Source organism: Bradyrhizobium canariense (assembly GCF_018130465.1).
Lineage (GTDB): Bacteria > Pseudomonadota > Alphaproteobacteria > Rhizobiales > Xanthobacteraceae > Bradyrhizobium > Bradyrhizobium canariense_C.
The window spans coordinates 291,895-317,623 of sequence record NZ_JAFCKJ010000003.1 but is presented as its reverse complement, the minus strand read 5'-3'; the positions used below and the strand labels follow the sequence as shown (position 1 = coordinate 317,623).

Here is a 25,729-nt window from a genome sequence, read left to right as displayed (position 1 = left end):
CGGGCCGGTTGACTGGCCGGCCGGCCACGCTTGCGAATCAGCTAGACTCGCCCCGGACCATCCTTCCGGAGAGACACCTTGCAGAGCAGCGGCGCCGGCGCGCGCGCATTCCAGAATGCGCGATTGCAGAAGAAATTGAAGAAGCAGGCGGACGCGACCATTTCGACCGCGAATGCGGCCTATGGCCAGGGCCGGTATGCGGAGACCGAGGCGCTCTGCCGCCAGATCCTGAATGAACTTCCGGAGCATTTCGGCGCCTTGCACCTGCTTGGCTTGGGCGCATTCGCGAGCCGACAGTTCGAGGCAGCGAAACAGGCACTCAAGTATGCCGTAACGGTCGACCCTCGCTCGGCACAGGCATTTTCCGATTTGGGAGCCACGCATTTCGCACTTGGGGAATATGAGGCCGCGCGTACGTCCCTGGAGAGGGCCATCGCGTTGAAGCCGAGCTTCCCGATGGCCTTGGCCAACCTCGGCAATACCTTTTTGCACCTGGACCGCGTCGAGCAGGCTATCGAAATGTACGATCGCGCGATCGGGCTGAAGCCGGATCATGCCGATGCGCTCTGCAATCGCGGCCTGGCGGAGCTTGCGCTGCGCCAGCTTGATCGCGCCAAACAGAGCTTCGAGCGCGCACTGTTGTTTCAGCCGCGAAACGTGGAGGCGCTCGTCGGCAAAGGTTTGGTCAATATCGAGCTCAAGAACTTCGACGAGGCCAGAATCGCGCTCGAGGCAGCGCTCGCGATCAGGCCGGGTTCGGCGAAAATCCTGGCGAACCGTGGACGGCTCAATTTCGAGACGTCGAGGTTGGAACAGGCGGCGGCGGATTATGACGCAGCCCTTGCGCTTTCGCCCAAGCTCGAGGTGGCCTTGCAGGGAAAGGCACAAGTCTCGCTCGGCATGGGAAACACGGCGCAAGCGATTCTGGCCTGCACCACGTTGCTGGAGGAATATCCACGCTCCGCGATCGGGATGGCGCTGCTGAGCGCTTGTTTTGCAAACCAGGGAGAGATCGCATCGGCGGTCGAGCTTCTTGACGGGGCGCTGGCCATTGTGCCGGACGCCGCCTTGATCGGGCGGAAGATCTTCTTTCTCGACTATCTCTCCGACGCCGATTTCGCGGTTCAGCAGGCCGCACGAAAACAGTGGTGGGACGCGATCGGCTCGAAGTTGCCGCGAAGGACTCTTGCCCCCCGGCAGCTCGATCCCGACAGGCGGATCGTGGTTGGCTATGTTGCTGCCGAGTTTTGGCATCACTCGGCAGGGTTCACCCTGTTGCCGGTGCTGCGCCACCATGATCACGCCAGGTTCGAGATCGTCTGCTATTCGTGCTCGCCGGTGAGAGATGAGATGACCGCCGCATTCAGGTCCTCGGCGGACGTCTGGGTCGATGCCTGGCAGATGTCGGACGACGAACTGGCCGATCGCATTCAGGCCGACAAGGTCGATATCCTGATCGACGTGTCCGGGCACACGACCGGCAACAGGCTCCATGTCTTCGCACGCAAGCCGGCTCCGATCCAAGTCTCGGGGTTTGGTCACGCCACGGGCACGGGCCTTCAGACCATGGACCATGTGCTCGCGGATCCGGTCTTCATTCCGCAATCGGCGCGCCATCTGCTGGCTGAAAAGGTCTACGACCTGCCGTGCCTGATCACGATCGATCCCATTTTGGATCTGCCCGCATCGGAGCCTCCCATGCTCCGCAACGGCTATGTGACCTTCGGCGTGTTCAACCGCATCTACAAGATCTCGGACGAGGCCATCCGCGTGTGGTCGAAAGTGATGCGCGAGGTGACCGGGTCGAAGATCATCGTCAAGCATACCCTGCTTGACGATCCCATGCTGCGCGACAGCCTGGTCGCGCGGTTCGTGGCACAGGGCATTGCCGAAGAGAATGTCACCTGCCTGGGCTCCTCCCCGCGTCACGAGCATCTGCTGGCGTTTGCGAACGTCGACATATCGCTCGACACGTTCCCGCAAAACGGCGGCGTGAGCACCTGGGAATCGCTCTATGCGGGCGTTCCGGTCGTCGCCAAGCTCGGCAACGGCGCATCGTCGCGCGCCGGCGGGTCGATCGTGGCTGCGGTCGGTCTCGACGACTGGGTCGCCGATAATGACGAGGGCTATGCCGCGATCGCATGCAAATATGCGGCACTGCCGGCCCATCTGGCGAAGTTGCGCGCGGACTTGCCGGCTCGGATCGCAGCTTCGCCCGCCGGCAACGTCGAAGTCTACACGCGCGAGGTCGAAGCGGCTTATCGCCGGTTCTGGCGCGACTATTGCGCCTCGGCTTCGAAGGGCGGCGAGGGCGCCTGACCCTGCCGGCCGGGGCGAAGTCTCGAATTGCGCAGGCCTGCTTAGCCGTCCGGAAACCATGCGCCGGCGCGCGCCCGTGCCGGTTCATGGCTCCGAAAGCTATCTCTGTGCATATGGCGCCAAAAGGGTGCGCCAATGCTCGGTTTCGTCTTCGGCTTGAACGCCCGGCTCGGGCGATTGCATTTCTTCCTCGCCACGGTCGCGCTTGCGATCGTGATGACGGCGATCTGCTTTGCAATCGCAATGGCCGTGCTGCGCGACACCTCGCCCGGCGCGATCCGGCCGGAAGACCTCACCAGCAGCTGGGCGATCATCGCTGCGATCGTCTTCTTCGGAGTTGCGACCTTCACGCTGCAATCGATGCGCATCCGCGACATCGGCTGGGATCCGGTCTGCGTGGTGCCGGCCTGGTTCGCGCTCATGATCGTCGACCATGTCGTCGCGGGCCGGTTTCCGGCCTGGGCGATCGGGCAGGAGCACCAGGCAACGGCGGTCGGCGCGCTCGTCAATCTCGCGCTGATGCTCGCGCTCATGTTCTGGCCGGGCGGCGACAGCGAAGGCTCCTACGGCGCTCCCCTCGCGCCGCGCACGCGCGAGATCAAGCCCTCGCTATCGAACGAGCGCCTCGCGCGGGTGTCGCAGGGATCGTCGCGGCCGTCCTGGAGCTAGCCAGCCGGCTTCCAGAACGTTCTAGACGAACGGCAGCTTGATGTTGCTGCGCTTCTCCAGCCATTCCGGCACCGGAAGGCTCTTGGCGCGCATGAAGTCGGCGTTGAACAGCTTCGACTGGTAACGGCTGCCGGAATCGCAGAGCACGGTGACGATCGTCTTGCCGGGCCCGAGCTGCTTTGCGAGACGCATCGCGCCGGCAACGTTGATGCCGGTCGAGCCGCCGAGGCAGAGGCCTTCGTGCTGGAGCAATTCGTAGATCACCGTGACCGCTTCGGCATCGGGAACGAGATAGGCGTCATCGACCTTCGCGCTCTCGACGATTGCGGTCGCCCGGTTGAGGCCGATGCCCTCGGTGATCGAGCCGCCCGGCGTCGCCTTGGCATCGCCCGTTCTGAAATATTCATACATGCCGGCGCCATGCGGATCGGCGCAGGCGATCCTGATGTCCTTGTTCTTCTCTTTCAGGAAGCGGCTGATGCCGGCCAGCGTGCCGCCGCTGCCGACCGAGCAGACGAAGCCGTCGACCTTGCCGCCGGTCTGGTCCCAGATCTCAGGACCTGTGGACTCGTAATGCGCCTTCGCATTGTCGAGGTTGTTCCACTGGTCGGCGAACAGCACGCCGTTCGGCTCCGTCTTGCGCAGTTCGTCGGCAAGACGGCGGCCGACATGCTGGTAGTTGTTCGGATTGGAATAGGGCAGTGCCGGCGATTCCAGCAGCTCGGCGCCGCACAGCTTCAGAAAATCCTTCTTCTCCTGGCTCTGCGTCTCCGGGATCACGATCAGCGTGCGGTAGCCGCGGGCGCTCGCGACGACCGCGAGCCCGATGCCGGTGTTGCCGGCGGTCGCTTCCACCACGAGACCGCCGGGCTTGAGCTCGCCGCGCTTCTCGGCTTCCAGGATCATCCACTTGCCGGCGCGATCCTTCACCGACTGACCGGGATTCATGAACTCGGCCTTGCCCAGGATGGTGCAGCCGGTCAGCTCGGAAGCGCGCTTGAGCTTGATCAGCGGGGTGTTGCCGATGGCTTCGACAACGTCGTTTTTGATGGTCATGTCAGGGGAAATCACTGGCAAAGGGGTTGATCAGGTTGGCCAGAACCTAGTGCTTGGGAGGCCAAAGGGGAAGGCTTTTGCGCTGCGGCGAAACCGGCGGAAGTGCCCGGAAGCAGTGAAAGTTTTGGGAGGAGAGATCGCCGATGCCGCTGCTGTGCTACGCCGCGGGATATCGGTAGGAGGATATGGCCGGCCTCTGCCAGAACATGGAAGATTACGGCCGTCGTCAGCGCTCTCGCGACAATTCATCGCCTTTGGCGGGACGCGTCGATAGCGACGCGCGTGGATAGCGTGCAGAAGGCGGCAGACATATCGGCACGACGAATGCCTATTCGTTTTCGACAATCGACGACCTCGTGGACTGGCCCGGCCCGGCTTCGAGACCAGCGCTGAAGCCGGATCGCGAGCGGTACGGACGGATTAAAGCCACTGGCGTTGGTGTGGCGGCAATATCACATGAAATGTTGGTAAGCTTGAATGCGCTCCGGAACGGCTTCGAGATTCAAAAAAGCACTGCAGGACAGTGATTTTTGGCACTTTGTTGGCCCTGGGATCGTCGCGCTTTGGCGACCATCTCGCAACTGCGGGACTGTCCCGCTGTTCCGCGCCCGGCTAGTATGATTTTCCGGTTCCTCAGAAAGCATCACCGCTGTGAACGAGTTGTCCAACGCCCCCCGACTGTCCTGCCGCGAATCGGTTAATCCGGCTTCGCGGCGGCGGCTCGATCTGCCCGGCGGGGGGTGGATGTGACACAGGACGATCCTGCGATCGCCGTGCGGCGGTCTCTAGGTTCCGCGTCCCGGACGCGGCGCGCGGCACGGTGGCTTGCGGTGCTGGGCCTTGCCGCGGGCTCGGGCGCTTGCGTGCTGACGCAGGATCTTCCGGACCCCGCGCTCGACGTTCCCACGCAGTACAAATATGCGGGCAAGGCGGATACGCCGCCGTCGCTGGATTGGTGGCGCAGCTTCCGCTCGGCGGAACTGACACAGCTGATGGAAGAGGCGCACACCGTCAACCTCGACATTGCCGCCGCCGTTTCGCGCATCGTCGAGGCCGACGCCCAGGCGCGGCAGGCGGGTGCCGCACTGCTGCCGAGCCTTTCCGGCACTGGACAGGAGGCCTATTCGCGCACCTCCGGCTCCTCCGCCTCGGGGCTCACCAATGGCGGCCGCGAGGTCGTCAACTATCAGGCTTCGCTGAGCGCGAGCTACCAGCTCGATTTCTGGGGTCAGAACCGCGACGCCTTGCAAACGGCGGAAGAGACGGCCAACGCCAACCGCTTCGATCGCGACGTCGTTGCGCTGACGACGCTGGCGGGCGTGGCCAACGCGTATTTCCAGGTGCTGGCCTCACAGGATCGCATCAGGACCTCACAGCGCAACATCGCGAGCGCGCAGCGCATCCTCGATGCCGTCAGGGAACGACGCAAGGCCGGCACCGGCACCGATCTCGACGTCGCCCAGCAGGAGAGCGTGCTCGCAAACCAGAAGGCGCTGGTGCCGCCGCTGCGCCAGACGCTCGACCAGAACGTCAATGCACTTGCAGTCCTGGTGTCGCGGCCGCCGGAGAGCGTGCGCGTGCTCGGCGGCTCGCTGAACCGGATCGCGATTCCCCGCGTGACGCCCGGCCTTCCGTCGGAGCTCCTGACGCAGCGGCCCGACATTCGTCGGCAGGAGGCCCAGCTCGCCTCCGCGACCGCGAACGTCGGCAATGCCCGCGCGCAGTTCTTTCCGACCATCCAGCTCACGGGCAATGGCGGCTATCAGAGCTCGGCCCTGGTCTCGCTGTTCCAGCCGCATGCGGCCTTCTTCCAGCTCGTCGGCAGCGCGACGCAGCCGATCTTCGACGGCGGCAAGATCCTCGGCAATTTCGAATTTGCCAAGGCGCGGCAGGACGAATTGCTCCAGACCTACCGCAAGACCATCATCCAGTCGTTTGCCGACGTCGACAATGCGCTGTTCTCGATCAAGCAGACCACGATCAAGCTGCAATTGCAGCGTGATGTCCTGACCGCCTCGCGCCGCGCCTTCGATCTCTCCGAGCAGCAATTGCGCGCCGGCACCGCCGACATCGTCACCGTGCTCAACACCCAACTGACCCTGTTCCAGGCGGAAGACGCGCTGTCACAGGCGCAACTTGCCCGCCTTCTTGCTATCGTCAGCCTGTATCAGGCGCTCGGCGGCGGCTGGGAGCCGAGGATGGAGAAACCGGTCAATGCTCTTTAAGCCGGATGCGAAGCAGGGCGCGAAGGAGGGAACGGCGAAGAAGTCGCGCGGGCGCGGCTTCGTCATGACCCTGATCACGCTCGCGATCCTCGGCGGGCTCGGCTACTACGGCTGGACCACCTGGCACCAGCAGCCGCAGCAGGCGAACGGCCGCAATCAGCGGCCGGATCTGCCGGTACCGGTGCTGGCGGCGACGCCCCGCATCCAGGACGTTCCAGTTTATCTCGACGGCGTCGGCGCGATCCGCGCGCTCAACACCGTGACCGTGCGCTCGCAGGTCGACGGCAAGCTGATCGCGGTCAATTTCACCGAGGGACAGGACGTCAAGAAGGGCGACGTGGTCGGCGAGATCGACCCGGCGCTCTATCAAGCGACGTATGACCAGGCCGTTGCCAAGAAGGCGCAGGATCAGGCCCAGCTCGCCAACCAGCGTATCGACCTTACACGCTACGAGCAGCTCGCGGCGTCCAACGCCGGATCCAAGCAGCAGGCCGACACCCAGCGCGCGCTGGTCGCGCAGACCGAGGCCCTGGTGAAGGCCGACCAGGCCGCGATCGACAATGCGGCGGCGACGCTGAGCTACACCAAGATCGTGGCGCCGCTCTCGGGCCGCGCCGGCCTGCGCCAGGTCGACCAGGGCAACATCATCCACGCCTCCGACACCACGGGCCTCGTCGTCATCACGCAATTGCAGCCGATCGCGGTGTGGTTCAGCCTGCCGCAGCAGCAGATCATGCGGGTCAACGCCGCCGCGTCGAAGGGCACGCTCGCGGTCGACGTGTTCGGCAATGACGGCCTCACCGTGATCGACACCGGCAAGCTCACCGGCATCGACAACCAGGTCGACCAGACCACCGGCACGCTCAAGCTCAAAGCCGAATTCCCCAACACCAACTACCAGCTCTGGCCGGGCCAGTTCGTCAATGTCCGTCTCAAGGTCGAGACCTTGAAGCAAGCGCTGGTGGTGCCGACCTCGGCCGTGCAGCGCGGACCGATCGGAACCTTCAGCTATGTCATCGGCGAGGACAATGTCGTCTCGGCCAAGCCGGTGACGGTGACGCAGCAGAACGAGCATGACGCCGTCATCGCCAGCGGCCTGTCGGCGACCGACAAGGTCGTCACCACAGGCTTTGCCAATCTGTCCGACGGCTCCAAGGTGGTCATCGGCCGCGACGACCAGACCCCCTCGGCCGATCTCGCGCCGCGCAAGCGCTCGCGCGGGCCGGATGGTCAGAAGAAGGATGGCGCCAAAGACGGCCAGAAGGACGGACAAGACAAGGACGGCGAGTTCCGCGCCAAGCGCAAGAGCAGCGAAGGCGACCAGAAGGGCCAGACCGGACCGGCACCAGGGCCTCCGCCGAGTCCTGGGGCATCGGGAAGTGGAGCCAAGCAGCCATGATCCCGACAACAGCCGCCTGAGCGGCAAGCGCATCCCATGGGCGTCTCCGAACCCTTCATCCGACGGCCGATCGCGACCTCGTTGCTCGGTATCGCGCTTCTGATCGGCGGGCTGCTCGGCTATTTCGCGCTGCCGGTGTCTGCGCTGCCGCAGGTCGATTTCCCGACCGTGCAGGTGACGACGCAATTGCCCGGCGCGAGCCCCGACGTCATCGCTTCACTGATCACCGCGCCGCTGGAGCGGCAACTCGGCCAGATCCCGTCATTGTCGGCGATGAACTCGACGAGCTCGTTCGGCGTCAGCCAGATATCGCTCCAGTTCGATCTTAATCGCGACATCGACGGCGCGACCCAGGACGTCCAGGCCGCGATCAATGCCGCAGCTGGCGTGCTGCCCAAGACACTGCCTTATCCGCCGACCTACGCCAAGGTGAACCCGGCCGATGCGCCGGTGATGACCTTGGCGCTGCGCTCCGACACGATCTCGCTGCGGGCGATGAGCGACATCGCCGACACGCTTCTGGCGCAGCGGCTGAGCCAGATTTCCGGCGTCGGACGCGTCTCGGTCCTGGGCGGGTTGAAGCCGGCGGTTCGCATCCAGGCGGATCTGGCGCGGTTAGCCGCCTATGGCATCGCCATGGAGGACCTGCGCACCGCGATCGCCAATGCCAACGTCTCGGGGCCGAAAGGCTCGCTCGACGGCGCGCAGCAATCCTACATCATCGCCGCCAACGACCAGATCGCCGCCGCCGACGCCTACAAGCCTGTTATCATCGCCTACCGCAACGGCTCGCCAGTCACGATCGGCGACGTCGCGCAGATCGTCGATGGCCTCGAGAACGACCGCACCGGCGGCTGGTATCAGGGCTCGCCCGCCGTCATCATCGACATCCAGCGTCAGCCCGGCGCCAACGTGATCGACGTCGTCAGCCAGATCCGCGCGGAAATCCCAAAGGTCCAGCGCGCTATTCCGGCCGGCGTGAACCTCACCATCGTCTCCGACCGCACCGTCACCATCCGCGCCTCGGTCCGCGACGTGCAGTTCACGCTGATCCTGAGCGTCGTGCTGGTGACGCTGGTGGTGCTGCTGTTCCTGCGTTCGCTGCGAGCCACGCTGATCGCCGGCGTGGCGCTGCCGCTGTCGCTGATCACGAGCTTCGGCATCATGTATTTCGCCGGCTTCAGCCTCGACAATCTGTCGCTGATGGCACTCACCATCGGCACCGGATTCGTCGTCGACGACGCCATCGTCATGATCGAAAATATCGTGCGCCACATGGAGAACGGCGACAGTGCGATGGAGGCCTCGCTGAAGGGCGCCAGCGAAATCGGATTCACCGTGATCTCGTTGACGGTGTCGCTGATCGCGGTGTTCATCCCGCTGTTGTTCATGTCGGGCCTTGTCGGCCGCATGTTCCGCGAATTCGCGCTGACGCTGACGATCGCGGTCGTGACCTCGGCCGTCGTCTCGCTGACGCTGACGCCGATGATGTGCTCGCGCCTGCTGCGCCATGCGCATGAGGAACTGGCGGTACCGGGACTGGCTGCCGTCAGCCGCTTCATCGACCGAACCGTCGAGGGCTATCACCGGACGCTGCTGTGGGTGCTGGAACGCCAGCGCGCCACGCTGGTCGTGACCTTCGCTACGCTGGTGGCAACCCTCGTGCTTTACGTTGTTGCCCCCAAGGGCTTCCTGCCGCTGCAGGACACCGCCTCGATCACGGCGGTGACGGAAGCCGGTCCCGACGTGTCGTTCACGGAGATGCAGAAGCGGCAGGCCGAGGCGGCCGACGCCATCAAGACCGACCCTGATGTGACCGGCGTGGTCTCGGTGATCGGGGCAGGCTCGGTCAATCCGACCACCAATGTCGGCCGCCTTGTCATGACGCTGAAACCTCGTGGCGAGCGGCGCGACGATGTCAGCGTGGTTATCACCCGGCTGAAGGAGAGGGTGTCGGGCATCCCCGGCATGACCGTCTATTTCCAGCCGGTGCAGGACGTGCAGATCTCGACCCAGTCGAGCCGCTCGCAATATCAGTACACGCTGACCGGCACCGACGCCGCCCTGGTGTCGGAATGGGCGCGCAAGCTGGTCGCCGAGATGCGGCGCGACCCGCTGTTCCGCGACGTCTCCTCGGAGGCGCAGGAAGGCGGCCTGCGGGCGCAGCTCACGGTCGACCGCACCCGCGCCGGCCAGCTTGGCGTCAGCCTCCAGGGCATCACCGACACGCTCAACGATGCCTTCGCGCAGCGCCAGATCTCGACGATTTACGGCCAGGCCAACCAGTACCGCGTGGTGCTGGAAGCGCTGCCGATGTACCAGCGCGATCCCTCGATCCTGTCGAAGCTTTATCTGCCGGGCGCGGCGAGCGCGACCGCCGGCGCGCCTAACGCACAAGTGCCGCTCTCCGCCGTGGCGACGCTGACGCGCACCACCGCGCCGCTCGCGATTTCGCACCAGGCGCAGTTCCCGTCGATCTCGCTCAGCTTCAATCTCGCGCCGGGCGCGGCGCTCGGCGATGCCGTCGAGGCCGTGAAGACCATCGAGACCCGGATCGAGATGCCCAACAGCATCGTCGGCGTCTATGCCGGCGACGCCGCCGAATTCGCCAAGGCGCTGGCCGGCCAGCCCTGGCTGCTGCTCGCCGCGGTGATCACGATCTACATCGTGCTCGGCGTGCTCTACGAGAGCTACATCCATCCGATCACGATCCTCTCGACGCTGCCTTCGGCCGGCGTCGGCGCGATCCTGGCGCTGATCCTGTGCGGGCAGGACCTCTCGGTGATCGGGCTGATCGGCATCATCCTGTTGATGGGCATCGTCAAGAAGAACGCGATCATGATGATCGACTTCGCGCTCGAGGCCGAGCGCCGGCAGGGGATGTCGCCGAACGAGGCGATCGTGCAGGCTTGTCTCCTGCGCTTCCGCCCGATCATGATGACGACACTGGCGGCGCTGTTCGGCGCGCTGCCGCTGGCGATCGAGAGCGGTACCGGCGCCGAGCTGCGCTTTCCGCTCGGCATCTCCATCATCGGCGGCCTGCTGCTCAGCCAATTGCTCACGCTCTACACCACGCCCGTGATCTACCTCGCGCTGGACCGCATCAACCGCCGCCTCGAGCAGGCGCTGCCGCCGGCTGAATCCGGTGGCCCGCCGGTCGCCGGCGCGACCGAGGGGATGCAGTGATGGCATCGATCTCGGAGCCCTTCATCCGCCGGCCGGTCGCGACCACGCTGCTGTCGATCGGGTTGTTCCTGCTGGGTGTCGTCGCCTACGAGTTTCTGCCCGTCGCCTCGGTCCCGAACGTCGATTTCCCCGCCATCTTCGTCTCGGCCAGCCGTCCCGGCGCCGACCCGTCCGTGATGGCCGCGACCGTGGCCTCGCCATTGGAGCGTCGGCTCGGCGAGATCGCGGGCATCAACCAGATCACCTCGACGTCGTCGCTCGGCACGACCAACATCCAGCTCCAGTTCGACATCGGCCGCAACATCGACAAGGCCGCGCGCGACGTGCAGGCGGCGATCAACGCGTCGCTGGTCGACCTGCCGAGCGATTTGCCGACGCTGCCGCGCTTCCGCAAGGCCAACACCGCCGGTGCCCCCGTGTTCGTTCTGGCGCTGACCTCGAAGACGCTGTCGGCGAGCGCGATCTACGACGTCGCCGATACGGTTCTGGCGCAGCGTATCTCGCAGGTGCCCGGCGTCGGCGACGTTACCGTGAGCGGCGCCGATCAGCCGGCGGTGCGGGTGCAGCTCAACCCCGTCGCGCTGTCCAACGCCGGCATTGCCACCGACGACGTGCGGACCGCGATCGTCAACGCCAACCCGCTCGGTCCGGTCGGCATCTTCAACGGCGAGCGCCAGAGCGAGACGCTGTCGCTCAACAGGCAGATGCGGACGGCGAAGGAGTTCCGCGACATCGTCATCAAGAGCTCGAACGGCAATTTCGTTCGGCTGGCCGACGTCGCCGACATCGAGGACGGCGTCCGCAACGCGCGCTCCATCGCCTGGTTCAACAAGCAGCCGGCGGTGCTGATCCAGATCACCAAGCAGGGCGATGCCAACGTCATCGACACCGTCGACCGGGTCAAGGCGCTGATCCCCGCGCTGAAGCAATGGATCCCGGCCGGCGTCGATATTTCCACTTTGGTCGACCGCACCAGCACGATCCGCGCCAGCGTGCTCGACATGCAGTGGACCTTGCTCGCGACCGCCATCCTCGTGATGGTCGTCGTGTTCGTGTTCCTGCGGCGGCTCACGCCGACGATCGCGGCCGGAATCTCCGTGCCGCTGGCGCTGGCCGGGACCTGCGCCGGCATGTGGGTCGCGGGCTTCTCTATCGACAATCTGTCGTTGATGGCGCTGGCGATCTCCGTCGGATTCGTGGTCGACGACGCCATCGTCATGATCGAGAACATGTACCGCAATCTCGAGCACGGCATGCGGCCGCTCCAGGCGGCGTTGGACGGCGCCCGGCAGATCGGCTTCACCGTGGTGTCGATCAGCCTGTCGCTGATCGCGGCCTTCACGCCGCTGATCTTCATGGACGGCATCGTCGGCCGGCTGCTGCGCGAGTTCTCGCTGACGCTGACCTTCGCGATCCTGGTCTCGACGCTGGTGTCGCTCACGGTGACGCCGATGATCTGCGCGCATTACATCCGGCAGACAACGTCCGGCACGGCAACCCTGTTCGACCGGATCATCGAAGGCTCGCTGTCGCGCATCGTCGCTTTCTACACCCGCACCTTGCGCACCGTGCTGGAATATCCGCTGCTGACGCTGCTGGTGTTCTTCGCCACCATTGCGTTGACGGTGACGCTCTACATCAAGATCCCCAAGGGCTATTTCCCGACCGACGATTCCGGCTTCGTCATCGGGGCGACGCGCGCCTCGGCCGACATCTCGTTCCAGTCCATGCTCGGCCTGCAGCAGCGGCTCGCCGACATCGTGATGCAGGATCCGGCCGTGGCCGGCATCGGCTCCACCGTCGGCAGCGGCGGCGGGCCGGGTGGTGCGACCTCCAATCGCGGCACCATGTTCATCAGCCTGAAGCCGCCGGAGGAGCGCGACCACGTCTCGACCCAGGTGGTGATCGACCGTCTCAGGCGGGCGCTGTACCCGGTGCCCGGCATCCGCCTGTTCATGTTCGCTGCCCAGGACGTGCGCGCCGGCGGAAGGCAGAGCGATTCCGACTACCAGTACACGCTGACCAGCACCGACCTCGGCCTGTTGCAGAAATGGGCCCCGATCGTGGCCAAGCGCATGGAGAGCGTCGAGGGCATCACCGACATCTCCAGCGACCGCGATCCCGGCGGGCTTCAACTGACCTTGTCGATCGACCGCCAGAAGGCTTCCGCGCTCGGCGTCCGCGTCCAGGACATCGACAACGCGCTCAACAACGCGTTCTCGCAGCGGCAGATCGGGATCATCTACACCCAGCGCAACCAGTACATGACCGTGCTGGAGATCGACCCGAAATTCCAGGTCGACCCGTCCAACCTCGAACGCATCTATGTCGCCGGCGCGGGCGACGCGCAGGTGCCGCTGTCGGCCGTGGTGCATGCGACGCGCGGGCTGGCAGCGCTCGCGGTCTATCATTCGCAGTCATTCCCCTCGACCACGGTGTCGTTCAACCTGTTGCCGGACGTGCAGATCCAGGCCGCAACGCAGAACATCCAGCGCGCGGTCGAGGAGCTGCATATGCCGGAGGGAATCCGCGGCAGTTTTGACGGCAATGCCGGCGATTTCGCCAGGACCAGCGGCCGGCAGCCGCTCCTCATCCTCGGCGCGCTGGTGGCGATGTATATCGTGCTCGGCGTGCTCTACGAGAGCCTCGCCCATCCGCTGACGATCATATCGACGCTGCCCTCTGCGGGCCTCGGCGCGCTGCTGGCCTTGCAGCTCACCAACACGCCGCTGACGGTGATCGCCTTCGTCGGCATCATCCTGTTGATCGGCATCGTCAAGAAGAACGGCATCATGATGGTGGATTTCGCGCTCGATGCCGAGCGCCAGCGCGGCCTGTCTTCGGCGGAGGCGATCTTCGAGGCCTGCCAGGCGCGTTTCCGGCCGATCCTGATGACGACCATGGCGGCGTTGTTCGCCGGCATTCCGCTGGTGGTCGCGACCGGCCCCGGCACCGAGCTGCGCCGCCCGCTCGGCATCACCATCATCGGCGGCCTGTTCGTCTCGCAGATCCTGACGCTCTACACCACGCCCGTGATCTACCTGCTGATCGACCGCCTGCGCCGCCGCTCCGAGCCGCGCCCGCTGGCCGCGCCGGCTGAATAGGCGGGTTGTTGAACCGCCGTGCAGAGCGTATAGCGGCAACCATGTCGAACCCCACCGCCGCCGCGCCGGCCGATCCGATCCCCGAATGCCCGCACTGCCAGAAGCCGATGCCGCTGTGCATCTGCGACAGCGTCACGCCCATCAAGAACCGGCTCTCGCTCCTGATCCTGCAGCATCCGCAGGAGCAGGACAGGGCGCTCGGCACCGCGCGGCTGCTTGCGAAGCATTTCGCCAATGCCACGCTGCGCGTCGGCCTGTCCTGGCCGAGCCTGTCCAAGGCGCTGGGGCAACCGATTGAGAACGCCTCGCACTGGGCCGTGCTCTATCTCGGCTCGGCGCACGCCGCCGATCTCGAGGCCGAGGGCGAAATCCTGGCCCTCAACCGCAAGGGCGAGGTCGCAGACAATCAGCGCGCGCTCCTGGGCAAGCTCGAAGGCGTGGTGCTGCTCGACGGCACCTGGAGTCAGGCCAAGGCACTGTGGTGGCGCAACCCCTGGATGCTGAAATGCCAGCGCGTCATCCTCAACCCGGCCGCGCCCTCGCGCTACGGGCGCCTGCGCAAGGAGCCTCGGAAGGACGGACTGTCGACCATCGAGGCCGCAGCGACGATCCTCTCAGCTCTGGAGAAGCGCCCCGACATCGCCGAGACGCTGAATGCCACTTTTGAACGGATGTTGACGCGCTACCGCGAGGTCCAGGTCGAGATGCCGGAACTGGCTCCGAAGCCGCCGGTGAAAGACCGCCGGCGCGGTGTCCGGCGGGGCAAGCGAGCCTGACTTAGGCCCGGATCATCCGTACGGTCGATTGCCCCGCCAGGGGCGGGCGGATAGAGACGGTCGGCCAACAGGCCGCGATCTGCTATCCTGTCGCACCATCGGAACGCCGGAAGCGGAAGGGGCCGTCGCATTCAGCTTGCAGCCAAGGAAATCCTTGCCCAGGCGGCGCGGTTCGATCGTTGGGGCACGCTCGCCCTGATGGACATTTCGCTGCGCTACCGGCGCACCGTGATCGGCCCGCTCTGGATCACGCTGACGCTCGCGGCGACGATTGCCAGCGTCGGCACGGTCTATGCGGCACTGTTCAGGCAGGACATCACGAGCTTTTTGCCGCCCTTCGCCGTCGGCCTGATCGTCTGGACGCTGATCGCGACGACGCTCCAGGAAGGTTCCAACATCTTCGTGGCAGCAGGCCATTTGATCAAGGCGGTGCCGGCGCCGCTGATCGTGCATGTGCTCCAGATGATCGCGCGCAACGTCCTCATCTTCGCGCATCATCTGGTGATCGTCGTGCTGCTCTATCTCGTGATGCCGTGGCCGCTGCATGGGAGCATGCTGCTCGCGGTGCCGGGCTTTGCGATCCTGCTCGTCGTGCTGCTGGGCGGCTCGGTCACGCTCGGCATGCTCTGCGCGCGGTTTCGCGACATCGGCACGGCGATCGTCAGCGGCCTGCAATTCGTCTTCTTCCTGACGCCGATCATCTGGACCGAGGACACCGTGCGCGGCACCGCGTTTTATTGGCTGATCCGCGCCAATCCGTTCGCGACGCTGCTCGATCTGGTGCGCAGGCCGCTGCTCTCGCAGCCGACCGATGCGGAGCAATGGCTGCTCGGGATCACCTATGCGGCCGTCGTGGCCGTCATCAGCCTTGGCTGCTACGCAAAATACCGCCATCGCGTGGCGTATTGGCTGTGAGACGCGAGATATGACCCCCGCAGCCCATATCGCGCTTCGCAACGTCTCGGTCACCTTTCCGGTCCTGTCGTTCCGCGACCGCTCGCTGCGCAGCCGGTTCGTCAGCGCCGTGACGTTGCGACGGAAGACAGCGATCCCGCACCTCGTCTCCGCGTTGAACGACGTCAGCCTCGACATCCGTGCCGGCGACCGCGTCGCCATCATCGGCGCCAATGGCGCCGGCAAGACCACGCTGCTGCGGGTGCTCGCCGGCATCTACCATCCGACGTCGGGCAGCGTGAACGTGCTCGGCCGCTGCCTGTCGCTGTTCGATCTCTCGGCCGGGTTCGACGAGGAAGCGACCGGCTACGAGAACATCATGCGGCGCGGGCTCGTGATCGGCGCACGGCGCTCCGAGATCGACGCCAGGCGCGCGGAGATCGCCGAATTCACCGAGCTCGGCGACCGGCTCGACCTGCCGTTGCGCACCTATTCCAGCGGCATGATGCTGCGCCTGATCTTTGCGGTCGCAACCGCCGTCGAGGGCGAGATCGTGCTGCTCGACGAATGGATCGGCGTCGGCGACCAGCAATTCCGCAAGAAGGCGCGGCAGCGGCTCGATGAGATCGTCCTGCGCGCCGGCATTCTGGTGCTCGCCTCGCACGACATCGAGCTGATCAAGAGCACCTGCAACCGCGCGATCCTGCTGGAGGAGGGACGGGTCGCGGCGGCCGGCACCATCGACGAGATTCTCGGCAGATACCTCGGCGGCGCGAAGCCGTAGCCGTCCGGTCGGGGTTGCCTAAACCCGTGATCCCCTATATTGCTCCGCCCTCGTTGGGGCCACGTGGCGGAGTGGTTACGCGCCGGTCTGCAAAACCGTTTACTCGGGTTCGAGTCCCGACGTGGCCTCCATCACAAGCTCCTGATATCTCAGCAAATATTCGATCGTATCGCGGTTGCCATCGGGCCCGCGCGGGCGATGCCTGCCGGCGGCGCACACCGGGTTTGCCCGGGGCCTGGCGGAAACCCGCCATTCAGCCCCCTGGCATAGTCTTCGCATCTGCGAAGTGATGCATCCCAACGATCGAGCGCTGGAGAGCACGTGAGCGAAATCGTCCGATTTGTCCCGAAATCCGAGCTGGAACGGGCTCGCCTCATTCGCGAGGCCCGCGCGATCTATGACAGCATCTTTCCGTCGGCCACACCCGACCGGGCGCCGCTGGACGGCGAGGATCGCGTCAAGAATTGATCGCGGCCGCGCCGGATTTCGCGGCGTAAGGCCTATGGCAAAACGCCCGCAGAGCGCGGGCGCGTCGGCTCACTGTGAAATTGACCTCAGCAGGCCGCGTACCAGCCGTCCGGAAACGGCAGCAGGGGCCAGGCGCCCTCGTTGTCATTGGCGGCCTTGGGCTTCGCGTAGGCCTTGGGCTTCGCGTAATACGTCCACGAACGGGGCACGACATCCTCCTCCGGCACGAACGCATGATCTTCATAGACCATGGCGTCCTGGACGGCATCCAGCAGCAAGTTGAATTCGGCTTCGCTCATCACACCCTCCGGACCGCGGATGGCGCAATGTCGCAAAGTCGGTTTGTTGCCCGATTGAGCCGATCGTTCGCATTTTAACGATCTGCCAATCGGGTCCCGATTGGTTAGCGATTCATGAAAATCCCCTCGATAATTTTAGGTTCCGGCCGGGCGCCCGCAATGTGAAGGAGATCACATCTTGCGCTGTTTATTTCTCCTACCCCTTTGCACGCCGGCCAAGACAGGCCGGGCGGGCAGGGCAGGACGGGAGACTGGTCATGAAGGCGAGGTTCTTGCGGTTTGCGGGTGTGAAAAGCCGGGCGCGTCGCGCCTCGACCCTCGGGCTGTTCCTGACGCTGTTTGCCTCCGCGGCTCACGCCCAGGGAACACAGGAGCAACGCCGGGCCTGCACCCCCGACGTCTACCGCCTCTGCGCCGGCGAGATCCCCAACGTCCGGGCCATCACGGCCTGCCTGCGCCGCAACCGCGCCAGCCTGAGCGAGGCCTGCCGCTCCGTGTTCGACCAGGCCGGCGGCTGAGCGCCCTGTGGGTTTGTGCGCAGCAAGTAGGGTATACGGGCTCGCGAATCCGGCATGGTCGGCCTGTGGATATACAGTGGGTATGCTGCGGACAGGCTGTGGACGGCGGTGATCTGGTTCGGATGTCGGCCGCAGATGCGGTCTTGAACGTCACATTTCTGTCAAACGACTTTACCAAATGATTCTCTGATCATGCAGACCGGTGCGTGCCGCGGGAATCGTTTGGCTCTCCCGAATTCGGAATTGCGTGCCGCGGGCATCTCTCACGCGCGAACAGTTTTTGTGCAGCCGCGTGCCCAAATGACGGGCTCCCTCCATCCAATTTTTTGTACGCCCGCGGACAAGCTTTCCGGTCCGCTCTCCTCCTAGGCTCGCTTCCGAGATTTGGAACATGGCCATTGCCATGACAATTCGAAGGAGCTGGAGATGGAGAGACCGGTATTGCCCCAGACGCGGGGGATCGCGCGTGCAACGCTGTCTTGGCGCAAGCTGTCTTGGCGCAAGGCCACGCTCGGCGCCGCCGTCGCTTTCGGCGCGCTGGCAGCCGCGCCGCTGAGCGCGCAGGCCGCGGCGCCTGCGGCCTGCGCCGCGCTCCAGGACAAATATCCGGACTGGAAGGGCAAGACCCTCGTCAACGCCATCAACCCGCACACGCCAGGCTATGAGACCATCGATCCGAAGGACCCCAGCAAATATATCGGCTTCGACATCGATCTCGGTGAAGCCATCGGCGAATGCCTCGGCTTCAAGCTGACCTACAAGCCGGTGACGTTCGCGGCACTCCTGACCACGCTCGCCGCAGGACAAGCCGACATCGTCATCTCCGACATCTATGCCACCAAGGAGCGCGCAAAGGCCGCCGACTTCATCACCTACTCGAAAGTGTTCGACGGCGTGCTGGTCGCCAAGGGTAACCCGAAGGGCATCAACGGCATCAACATGTCGATGTGCGGAGCGGCTGCCGCCGAAAACACCGGCTATGTCGAGGTGCCCCTGATCCAGGCCCTGATGCCCGAGTGCAAGAAGGCCGGCAAGGCCGAGCCCACCGTCCAGCTCTACGACAACAACGCCAACTGCATCCAGGCGATCCTCGCCGGTCGTGCCGACACCTATGTCAACGACGTCAACACCGTCGACAGCGCGGTGAAGGCCTATCCGGACAAGCTGGAAAAGGCGACCGCGGTGACGATTCCGTATTCGGTCGGCATCGCCGTGCCCAAGGACAAGCCGAAATTCCGCGACGCCGTGCTTGCCGCGCTGATCGAGGTGCAGAAGGCCGGCACGCATATGGAGCTTCTGAAGAAGCACGGGCTTGACGTGAACAATTTCAAGGAGCCTGACATTCTGACGGCCGACTGATGTCGCTGTTCCTCCATTACCTGAGCATGCCGTATCTGCTCGAGGGCATCGAGCTCACCCTCGAGGTGACTGCCCTCGGGCTCGGCGGCGGATTGATCCTTGGATTGATCCTCGCCGGCATGCAGCTCTCCCGCTTCTGGCTGCTGGCGGCGATCGCCAGGGCCTACACCGTGATCTTCCGCGGCACGCCGCTGATCCTGCAAATGGTGTTCGCCTACGACGCGTTGCCGCATATCGGCATCAAGCTGCCGGCGCTGCTCGCCGCCGGCCTTGCGCTGGCCTGCAACGAGGCGCCGTTCATCGCCGAGATGCTGCGCGCCGGCGTGCTCGGCGTCGATCGCGGGCAGGTGACGGCCGGCCAGGCGCTCGGCATGACGCCGCGGATCCTGATGTGGCGGGTGATCGCTCCGCAGGCGATCCGCACCATGATCCCTGCCTTCGGCAACGAGGCCGTGAGTGCGCTGAAGAATTCTTCGCTGGCCTCCGTGGTCGCGGTCCAGGAGCTGACGCTGCGCTCGACCCAGCTTGCGTCCTCGACCTTCGACTTCTTCTCGATCTTTTTCGCCTCGGGCTTGCTGTACCTCGTGCTGACCTTTGCCATCAGCGTCATCCAGCTTTTCGTCGAATGGCTGCTCGATCTCGACCGCGCCAAAGGTCGCCAGCGCAAGCTCGCCGATTATCTGCCCTGGCGTCGCGTCGACCTCGCCGCCAAACTCGAACTTGCCGCGGTCACGGCGCATGAGCCCGAACCCGTGCAGGCGCAGCCTGTTGACGCGCCGCCGCGGGCGCTGACCCGCGAGGAGCGGACCCGGCGTGCGGCGACGATTTCGCGCAACAACATCGCGGTCGAGACCAAGGACCTCACCAAGGCTTACGGCGCGCAAAAAGTGCTCGGCGGCCTCGATCTCACCGTGCGCGTCGGCGAGGTCGTCGCGCTGCTCGGGCCCAGCGGCTCCGGCAAGAGCACGCTGCTCCGCTGCATCAATCATCTCGAAAGCTGGGACGGAGGCACCGTGCGCGTCGGCGGCCGCCGTCTCGGCTTTGACGACGACGGCAAGCTGCTGCCGCCACGCGCGATCGCCAATGAGCGGGCAAGCGTGGGCGTCGGCATGGTGTTCCAGCAATTCAACCTGTTTGCCCATCTCTCGGCGAAGGAGAACATCGCCGGTCCCTTGCGCTGGGTGCACGGCATGACCCGCATCGATGCCGATCGCCGCGCCGCCGAGCTGCTCGACCGGGTCGGGCTGTCGCACCGCGCCGACGCGTTGCCGCGGCATCTCTCCGGCGGCCAGCAGCAGCGCGTCGCCATCGCGCGGGCCCTTGCGCCGAACCCCAGCGTGCTGCTCCTGGACGAGCCGACCTCGGCGCTCGATCCCGAACTCGTCAGCGAGGTGCTGGAGGTGATCCGGCGGCTCGCCATCGATGACGGCCTCACCATGATCATCTCGACGCACCAGATCCGCTTCGCCGACGAGGTCGCCGACCGGGTCGCTTTCCTGAGCGGCGGCACGATCATCGAGGAGGGGCCCGCGCACGAGGTGCTCTCCAACCCCCGCAATCCGCTGACCGCGCGTTTCCTCAGCGTGATGGAAGCCGACAAGACTCCGGAGACGGTGCGATGAGCACGGTCTCCACAAGGTTCAAGACTCCCGAAGAGGCCAAGTCAGAAGAGTTAAAGCCATGAAGCATTTCACGCTGCCGGTTTCGCCGAAAACCGTCCACTGGGGCTATTTCTCCAAGAAGGTTGCGCCGGCCCTGACGCTGCGCTCGGGCGATCGCGCCACCATCGAGACGCTGACCCACCATGCCAACGACGATTACGAGCGCATGATCGCCGGCGATCCCGGTGCCGAGAGCGTGTTCCAGTGGACCCGCGAGCACAAGGCCGTCGCGCGGCGCGGCTCGGGTCCGACCGAAGGCCCGTTCATTCGCGGCGCAGGCGAGGGGATCGGCGTGCATCTGCTCACCGGCCCGGTCGCGATCGAAGGCGCCGAGCCCGGTGACATCCTCGAAGTGCGCATTCTCGACGTGCGGCCGCGGCCGAGCTGCAGCGCGTGCCATGCCGGCCGCTGCTTCGGCTCCAACGTCGCCGCCAACTGGGGCTTTCACTATCACGACCTGATCGAGGAGCCGAAGCCGCGCGAGGTCGTCACCATCTTCGAGCTCGACACCTCCGGCGAGCCCTACGCCAAGGCCGTCTACAACTACGTCTGGACGCCGCAGACCGACCCCGACGGCATTGTGCATTCGATGATCGACTATCCCGGCGTCCGCGTCGACCATGCGACGATCAAGAAGCGCGAGAACATCCTCGCAAGCGTGAAGGTGCCGGCACGCCTGCATTTCGGCACCATGGGGCTCGCACCGTCGGAGGCCGACTTCGTCAGCTCGATTCCGCCGAGCTATACCGGCGGCAATATCGACGACTGGCGCATCGGCAAGGGCGCGCGGATGTTCTATCCGGTCGCGGTCCCCGGCGCCTATTTCTCGGTCGGCGATCCCCACGCCGCGCAAGGCGACAGCGAGCTTGGCGGTACCGCGATCGAGACCTCGCTGACCGGCGATTTCGAGTTCGTCCTGCACAAGAAGGCCGATCTCGCCGGCACCAGCCTCGAAGGTCTCGATCATCCGATGCTGGAGACCGATCAGGCGTGGTCGTTCTACGGCTTCACCTATCCGAACTACCTCGCCGCGCTCGGCGCCGACGCACAAACCGAGATTGCCAACCACTCGAGTCTCGACCGTGCGATGCGCGATGCGTTCAGAAAACTCCGCCGGTTCCTGATGACTGTGCACGGCCTCAGCGAGGACGAGGCGATCTCGCTGCTGTCGGTCGGCGCCGATTTCGGCGTCACCCAGGTGGTCGACGCCAATTGGGGCGTTCACGGCACGATCCGCAAGAACATCTTCCGGTGCGACTAATGCGTTGAAACACATTCCATTTCGGGATGAGGACGTGACCAAAGAGCGTCATTTGCGGCCCGTCGCTGCGACGGATGACCACGTGCGTCTGGCACAGAGGTTGCTTCGATCCACTGCAATCTGGGTCGATCCGATGAGCTTCCGTCCCTTCACGAGCGAGTCCTACGCGCAAGGCGACCGCCCCGAAGCCTGGCGGGACGTGCTGGCCGCGGTCGGCCTGCAACCGGCGACCGGCCACTCCTTCCTCGACGGGCACGCAACGGCGTCGCATCGCCACGCCGCGGGCGTCGCGCTGACGCGCATGGCGGCGGGAGCCCAGACCATCGGTCCGCTCTCGCAAGCCAACGAGGACCTGCCGATTGCGCTGATGCCGGTCGAAGACGGCATGGTGCTCAAGAGCGCCGGCGGCCATCGCATCGTTCCGGTCGGCCATCTCGTGCTGCTGCCGCGGAGCGGGGACTGGAGTATCGTGTTCCAGCGCGACATGCGCGCCATCGTGCTGTCGGTGACGTCGGAGGCGTTGCACGGCCGGCTCTCGGGCAGGCCGCGGCTCGGCGAACCCAGGGTCGTTCCGCCCAGCGGCTTTGCCGACGTCTTCGCGCGCTTGATGGACGCGACCGCGCGCACGCTCGACACGCTGAGCGATGCCGAATGGAATGCGGTCGCGCAGTCGCTCGTCGATCTCCTGCTGACACTCGCGCATCAATTGGCGGCATCGACGTCCGACGCCGGATCGAGCGCGACGCAGTCGGCACTTTTGCACCGCATCTGCCAGACCATCGAACGCCGCCTCGACGATCCCGAACTGGTGCCGGCGCGCGTCGCGCAGGCCGAAGGGATTTCCGAGCGCTATCTGCAAAAGCTGTTCGAGACGGTCGGCGACAACTTTACCCACTATGTCCGCGAGCGGCGGCTGCAGCGCGCCTGGGCCGATCTGTCCAATCCGGCCGAGGCGCATCGTTCGATCTCGGAGATCGCCTACGCCTATGGCTTTGGCGATTCCGCGCATTTCAGCCGCGCCTTCCGCCATCGCTTCGGACTGCCGCCGCGCGACTTTCGCCAGCAGGAGGCGGAGCGGGCGACGACGCAGCATGGGATAACCGGTCAGCGCGGCTGGCCGCAGGATGCGCTGGCGCAGCTTCGCGTGCACCAGGCGAGTGCCGAGGCGCACGGCAATCTCGCCCGTACCGACATCGATGAGCCGAGAACCGCCGAACGCAAGCATCATCATCTTCCGATCGAAGCCGACCGTGTTCATTGGGGCTATTTCAGTCGCTCGTTACAGCCGCAGCTCGAGATCAATTCGGGCGATACCATCACCATCGAAACGCTGACGCAGCACGCCTCCGACGATCCCGAGCTGATGATCGCAGGCGATGCCGCCGCCGAGAACGTATTCGGCTGGACCAGGGCGAGGAAGAACGTGGATCGCCGCGGCGCGGGTCCGATGGATGCCAGTGTCTTCGGTCGCGGCGCCGGCGAAGGCTTTGGCGTGCACATCTGCACGGGGCCCGTGGCGGTGAAGGACGCCCAGCCCGGCGACGTGCTGGAAGTGCGGATCCTCGACATCGTCCCGCGCACAAGTCGTCATCCGAAACATTCAGGGCGCGTGTTCGGCTCCTCGGTCGCGGCCTGGTGGGGCTATCATTACGACGAATTTCTGTCAGGGCCGAAGCCGCGCGAGGTCGTGACGATCTACGAAATCTTCGACGACACCGATGCGCCGCACGCCCGCGCGCTGTATTCCTACCGCTGGGAGCCGCAGACCGACCCGTCTGGCGTGGTGCACCCCACTTACGACTATCCCGGCGTTCCGGTCTTGCCCGGCACGGTGAAGCGCCGCCACGCCGTGCTCGACGGCATCCGCATTCCCTTGCGCCCGCATTTCGGCGTGATCGCGGTGGCGCCGCGCGAGGTCGATTTCATCGACTCCGTGCCGCCGTCCTATTTCGGCGGCAATCTCGACAATTGGCGCCTGGGGAAGGGGGCGGCCGTCTATCTTCCGGTCTCCGTCCCCGGCGCATTGCTATCGGTCGGCGATCCCCATGCCACGCAAGGCGACGGCGAATTGAGCGGCACCGCGATCGAATGCTCAATGACCGGAACCTTCGAGGTGATCCTGCACAAGAAAGCCGACCTTGCCGGCCAGCCCTTCGCCGATCTCTCTTATCCCCTGATCGAGACCGAAACCGACTGGGTGCTGACCGGCTTCAGCCATCCCAACTACCTCGCCGAGTTCGGCGCTCAGGGCCAAAGCGAGGTCTACGCAAAGTCCTCGCTCGACCTCGCCATGAAAGATGCGTTCCGCAAGATGCGGCGCTTCCTGATGAACGTGAAGGGTCTCAGCGAGGACGAGGCGATCGCGCTGATGTCGGCCGCCGTCGACTTCGGCGTCACGCAGGTGGTCGACGGCAATTGGGGCGTGCACGCGATCATCAGCAAGCGCCTGTTCCAGGACGCGCCTTAAACCGAAGGATACTCCAGTGAAATTCCACATGATCAGCGGCGGACCGAAGCCGGTCGCGCCCTTCAGCCACGCCGTCGAGACCGATGGCTTCGTGTTCGTCACCGGCCAGATGCCGGACACACCGCAGGCGCCGGGCGTGCTGCCCGACGGGATCGTCGCGCAGACCCGCGCGGTGATGGAGAACCTGAAAGTCGTTTTGGCCGGACTCGATCTCGGCCTCGAGCACGTCGTGATGACGCGCATCTATCTTACGCAATTCAAGGAAGATTACGTCGCGATGAACGAGACCTATCGCGGGTTCTTTCCGCTGGACCGGCTGCCGGCCCGCACCTGCGTCGGTGTCACGGGCTTAGCCTATGACGCGTTGATCGAAATCGACCTGGTGTGCCGGCGGCCGTGACGAGATGCCACAATCCCTTGCGTTGCCCGACGGGCAAAACACACAAACAACGGGTCAATCTACGCCTGCAAAAACATTCCACTTTACCGAAATTCGGCTTTAACGTATTCCTTCGCCACCTCATCCCTGTCAGAGGGGCGTATCGCGATCGTCACGAAACGCGGGATGAGCTGCGGTGGACGCTAGTCACATCGGCGCGACAGGTTTCGCAGGGCGGGCAACCGTGAGCGAAGGCGTCGCGCACACGACCGGTGCGACCAGCGTACGGCAAAACCGTGTCGTCCTGACGCCCGGGGTCTGTGCGTCAAGTCTTGTGGTGATGTGGGCGGCCCGACCGGGCCCGCGCATCAGCCATCCGCAAGGCGACGGGGGCAATAGTGCATCGCTCCCCGGGGAGAACTCGGCATAAGCCGTAAAACCACTGCGCAGGGAAGGCCGGTTGTTGGGCTTCACCTGTATGCCGCTGTGCAGCTTTTTGTAACCACCTTTCGCACAGTGGACCGTGGGTGCCCGGCCGGCACCCGGTCTTCCCTGCGCCCTCTGACGGAGGAGGGTGATGAGATGAAGCAAAGCTCGGGCGAGATGCGTCGCGAGGATGCGAAGGTGTGTCTGCGTACACATGACGCAAGGCCTATCACCGTCATCCTGAGGTGCCGGAGCGAAGCGGAGGCCTCGAAGGGTGAACGGCCCGGCTGCATCGCGGCCGCTCATCCTTCGAGGCTCCCCGCGCGGTGCTTTGCACCGCACGCCTCGCACCTCAGGATGACGGGGACGAAGGCAATATCGACGTGGAGAGAGCGGCAACCGGATCGTCGAAGGCTCCCTCCAACTCGTCTCAAATTGCAACCCGCGCGTGCAAGAAGTCTTGATCGGCGGTGATCTAG

General features: G+C 65.1%; 17 protein-coding genes, 1 tRNA gene and 1 pseudogene. 17 read left to right on the top strand and 2 right to left on the bottom strand.

Annotated features, from left to right (window positions below; genetic code table 11):
• Window positions 1-78 precede the first annotated feature (78 nt).
• On the top strand, window positions 79-2,319 hold the full coding sequence (locus JQ591_RS10245; RefSeq protein ID WP_211395879.1) for a tetratricopeptide repeat protein: 2,241 nt from the start codon (window positions 79-81) through the stop codon (window positions 2,317-2,319).
• A gap of 135 nt (window positions 2,320-2,454) precedes the next feature.
• On the top strand, window positions 2,455-2,988 hold the full coding sequence (locus tag JQ591_RS10240; protein ID WP_211395878.1) for a DUF805 domain-containing protein: 534 nt from the start codon (window positions 2,455-2,457) through the stop codon (window positions 2,986-2,988).
• 21 nt (window positions 2,989-3,009) lie between these two features.
• Here the strand turns inward: JQ591_RS10240 and JQ591_RS10235 are convergent, their stop codons facing one another.
• On the bottom strand, window positions 3,010-4,044 hold the full coding sequence (locus JQ591_RS10235) for a cysteine synthase A (protein WP_211395877.1): 1,035 nt from the start codon (window positions 4,042-4,044) through the stop codon (window positions 3,010-3,012).
• 740 nt (window positions 4,045-4,784) lie between these two features.
• Between JQ591_RS10235 and JQ591_RS10230 the strand changes: the two genes are divergently transcribed.
• The 9 genes and pseudogenes from JQ591_RS10230 (at window position 4,785) to JQ591_RS10190 (ending at window position 16,880) form a co-directional block, all read left to right on the top strand.
• The gene (locus tag JQ591_RS10230; RefSeq protein WP_211395876.1) at window positions 4,785-6,269 is read left to right on the top strand and encodes an efflux transporter outer membrane subunit; all 1,485 of its coding nucleotides are present in this window, start codon (window positions 4,785-4,787) and stop codon (window positions 6,267-6,269) included.
• Complete coding sequence (locus tag JQ591_RS10225; protein WP_211395875.1) at window positions 6,259-7,668, top strand: efflux RND transporter periplasmic adaptor subunit; 1,410 nt, start codon at window positions 6,259-6,261, stop codon at window positions 7,666-7,668. The genes JQ591_RS10230 and JQ591_RS10225 overlap by 11 nt, the downstream gene beginning before the upstream one ends.
• Window positions 7,669-7,704: 36 nt before the next feature.
• A complete protein-coding gene (locus tag JQ591_RS10220; protein ID WP_211395874.1) occupies window positions 7,705-10,854 on the top strand; it encodes an efflux RND transporter permease subunit in 3,150 nt (1,049 codons plus the stop codon).
• Window positions 10,854-13,958, top strand: coding sequence for an efflux RND transporter permease subunit (locus JQ591_RS10215; RefSeq protein WP_211395873.1), 3,105 nt, complete (start codon window positions 10,854-10,856; stop codon window positions 13,956-13,958). Before JQ591_RS10220 ends, JQ591_RS10215 begins: the two co-directional genes overlap by 1 nt.
• A gap of 41 nt (window positions 13,959-13,999) precedes the next feature.
• Complete coding sequence (locus JQ591_RS10210) at window positions 14,000-14,734, top strand: tRNA-uridine aminocarboxypropyltransferase (RefSeq protein WP_211395872.1); 735 nt, start codon at window positions 14,000-14,002, stop codon at window positions 14,732-14,734.
• A gap of 198 nt (window positions 14,735-14,932) precedes the next feature.
• Entirely contained in the window at window positions 14,933-15,649 is a 717-nt protein-coding gene (locus tag JQ591_RS10205; protein WP_249136737.1) for an ABC transporter permease, read from the top strand.
• Between the two features lie 166 nt (window positions 15,650-15,815).
• A pseudogene (locus JQ591_RS10200) lies at window positions 15,816-16,412 on the top strand (ABC transporter ATP-binding protein); the annotation flags it as partial.
• A 57-nt stretch (window positions 16,413-16,469) separates the two neighbouring features.
• Window positions 16,470-16,543 (top strand) — tRNA-Cys (locus JQ591_RS10195).
• Between the two features lie 190 nt (window positions 16,544-16,733).
• A complete protein-coding gene (locus JQ591_RS10190) occupies window positions 16,734-16,880 on the top strand; it encodes a hypothetical protein (protein ID WP_211395870.1) in 147 nt (48 codons plus the stop codon).
• A gap of 86 nt (window positions 16,881-16,966) precedes the next feature.
• On the opposite strand, the gene JQ591_RS10185 is transcribed toward JQ591_RS10190, so the two are convergent.
• Window positions 16,967-17,179, bottom strand: coding sequence for a hypothetical protein (locus tag JQ591_RS10185; RefSeq protein ID WP_211395869.1), 213 nt, complete (start codon window positions 17,177-17,179; stop codon window positions 16,967-16,969).
• 257 nt (window positions 17,180-17,436) lie between these two features.
• Here JQ591_RS10185 and JQ591_RS10180 point away from each other — a divergent pair, with 257 nt between their 5' ends.
• The 6 genes from JQ591_RS10180 to JQ591_RS10155 all read left to right on the top strand — a co-directional run bounded on the left by JQ591_RS10180 (window position 17,437) and on the right by JQ591_RS10155 (window position 24,845).
• The gene (locus JQ591_RS10180) at window positions 17,437-17,697 is read left to right on the top strand and encodes a hypothetical protein (protein ID WP_211395868.1); all 261 of its coding nucleotides are present in this window, start codon (window positions 17,437-17,439) and stop codon (window positions 17,695-17,697) included.
• Window positions 17,698-18,123: 426 nt separating this feature from the next.
• Entirely contained in the window at window positions 18,124-19,056 is a 933-nt protein-coding gene (locus JQ591_RS10175) for an ABC transporter substrate-binding protein (protein WP_211395867.1), read from the top strand.
• Window positions 19,056-20,678, top strand: coding sequence for an amino acid ABC transporter permease/ATP-binding protein (locus JQ591_RS10170; RefSeq protein ID WP_211395866.1), 1,623 nt, complete (start codon window positions 19,056-19,058; stop codon window positions 20,676-20,678). The genes JQ591_RS10175 and JQ591_RS10170 overlap by 1 nt, the downstream gene beginning before the upstream one ends.
• Window positions 20,679-20,736: 58 nt before the next feature.
• Window positions 20,737-21,978, top strand: a complete 1,242-nt coding sequence (locus tag JQ591_RS10165) for an acetamidase/formamidase family protein (protein ID WP_211395865.1) — start codon at window positions 20,737-20,739, stop codon at window positions 21,976-21,978.
• Between the two features lie 133 nt (window positions 21,979-22,111).
• Window positions 22,112-24,445: an acetamidase/formamidase family protein gene (locus tag JQ591_RS10160; RefSeq protein ID WP_211396424.1), complete on the top strand. Its 2,334-nt coding sequence runs from the start codon at window positions 22,112-22,114 to the stop codon at window positions 24,443-24,445.
• A 16-nt stretch (window positions 24,446-24,461) separates the two neighbouring features.
• Window positions 24,462-24,845: a RidA family protein gene (locus JQ591_RS10155; RefSeq protein ID WP_211395864.1), complete on the top strand. Its 384-nt coding sequence runs from the start codon at window positions 24,462-24,464 to the stop codon at window positions 24,843-24,845.
• Window positions 24,846-25,729: the final 884 nt, after the last annotated feature.

Coding starts and splice junctions, on each gene's coding strand:
- JQ591_RS10240 (WP_211395878.1), top strand. CDS start 2,455: ATGCTCGGTTTCGTCTTCGGCTTGAACGCCCGGCTCGGGCGATTGCAT.
- JQ591_RS10235 (WP_211395877.1), bottom strand. CDS start 4,044: ATGACCATCAAAAACGACGTTGTCGAAGCCATCGGCAACACCCCGCTG.
- JQ591_RS10225 (WP_211395875.1), top strand. CDS start 6,259: ATGCTCTTTAAGCCGGATGCGAAGCAGGGCGCGAAGGAGGGAACGGCG.
- JQ591_RS10220 (WP_211395874.1), top strand. CDS start 7,705: ATGGGCGTCTCCGAACCCTTCATCCGACGGCCGATCGCGACCTCGTTG.
- JQ591_RS10215 (WP_211395873.1), top strand. CDS start 10,854: ATGGCATCGATCTCGGAGCCCTTCATCCGCCGGCCGGTCGCGACCACG.
- JQ591_RS10210 (WP_211395872.1), top strand. CDS start 14,000: ATGTCGAACCCCACCGCCGCCGCGCCGGCCGATCCGATCCCCGAATGC.
- JQ591_RS10205 (WP_249136737.1), top strand. CDS start 14,933: ATGGACATTTCGCTGCGCTACCGGCGCACCGTGATCGGCCCGCTCTGG.
- JQ591_RS10185 (WP_211395869.1), bottom strand. CDS start 17,179: ATGAGCGAAGCCGAATTCAACTTGCTGCTGGATGCCGTCCAGGACGCC.
- JQ591_RS10180 (WP_211395868.1), top strand. CDS start 17,437: ATGAAGGCGAGGTTCTTGCGGTTTGCGGGTGTGAAAAGCCGGGCGCGT.
- JQ591_RS10175 (WP_211395867.1), top strand. CDS start 18,124: ATGGAGAGACCGGTATTGCCCCAGACGCGGGGGATCGCGCGTGCAACG.
- JQ591_RS10170 (WP_211395866.1), top strand. CDS start 19,056: ATGTCGCTGTTCCTCCATTACCTGAGCATGCCGTATCTGCTCGAGGGC.
- JQ591_RS10165 (WP_211395865.1), top strand. CDS start 20,737: ATGAAGCATTTCACGCTGCCGGTTTCGCCGAAAACCGTCCACTGGGGC.
- JQ591_RS10160 (WP_211396424.1), top strand. CDS start 22,112: ATGAGCTTCCGTCCCTTCACGAGCGAGTCCTACGCGCAAGGCGACCGC.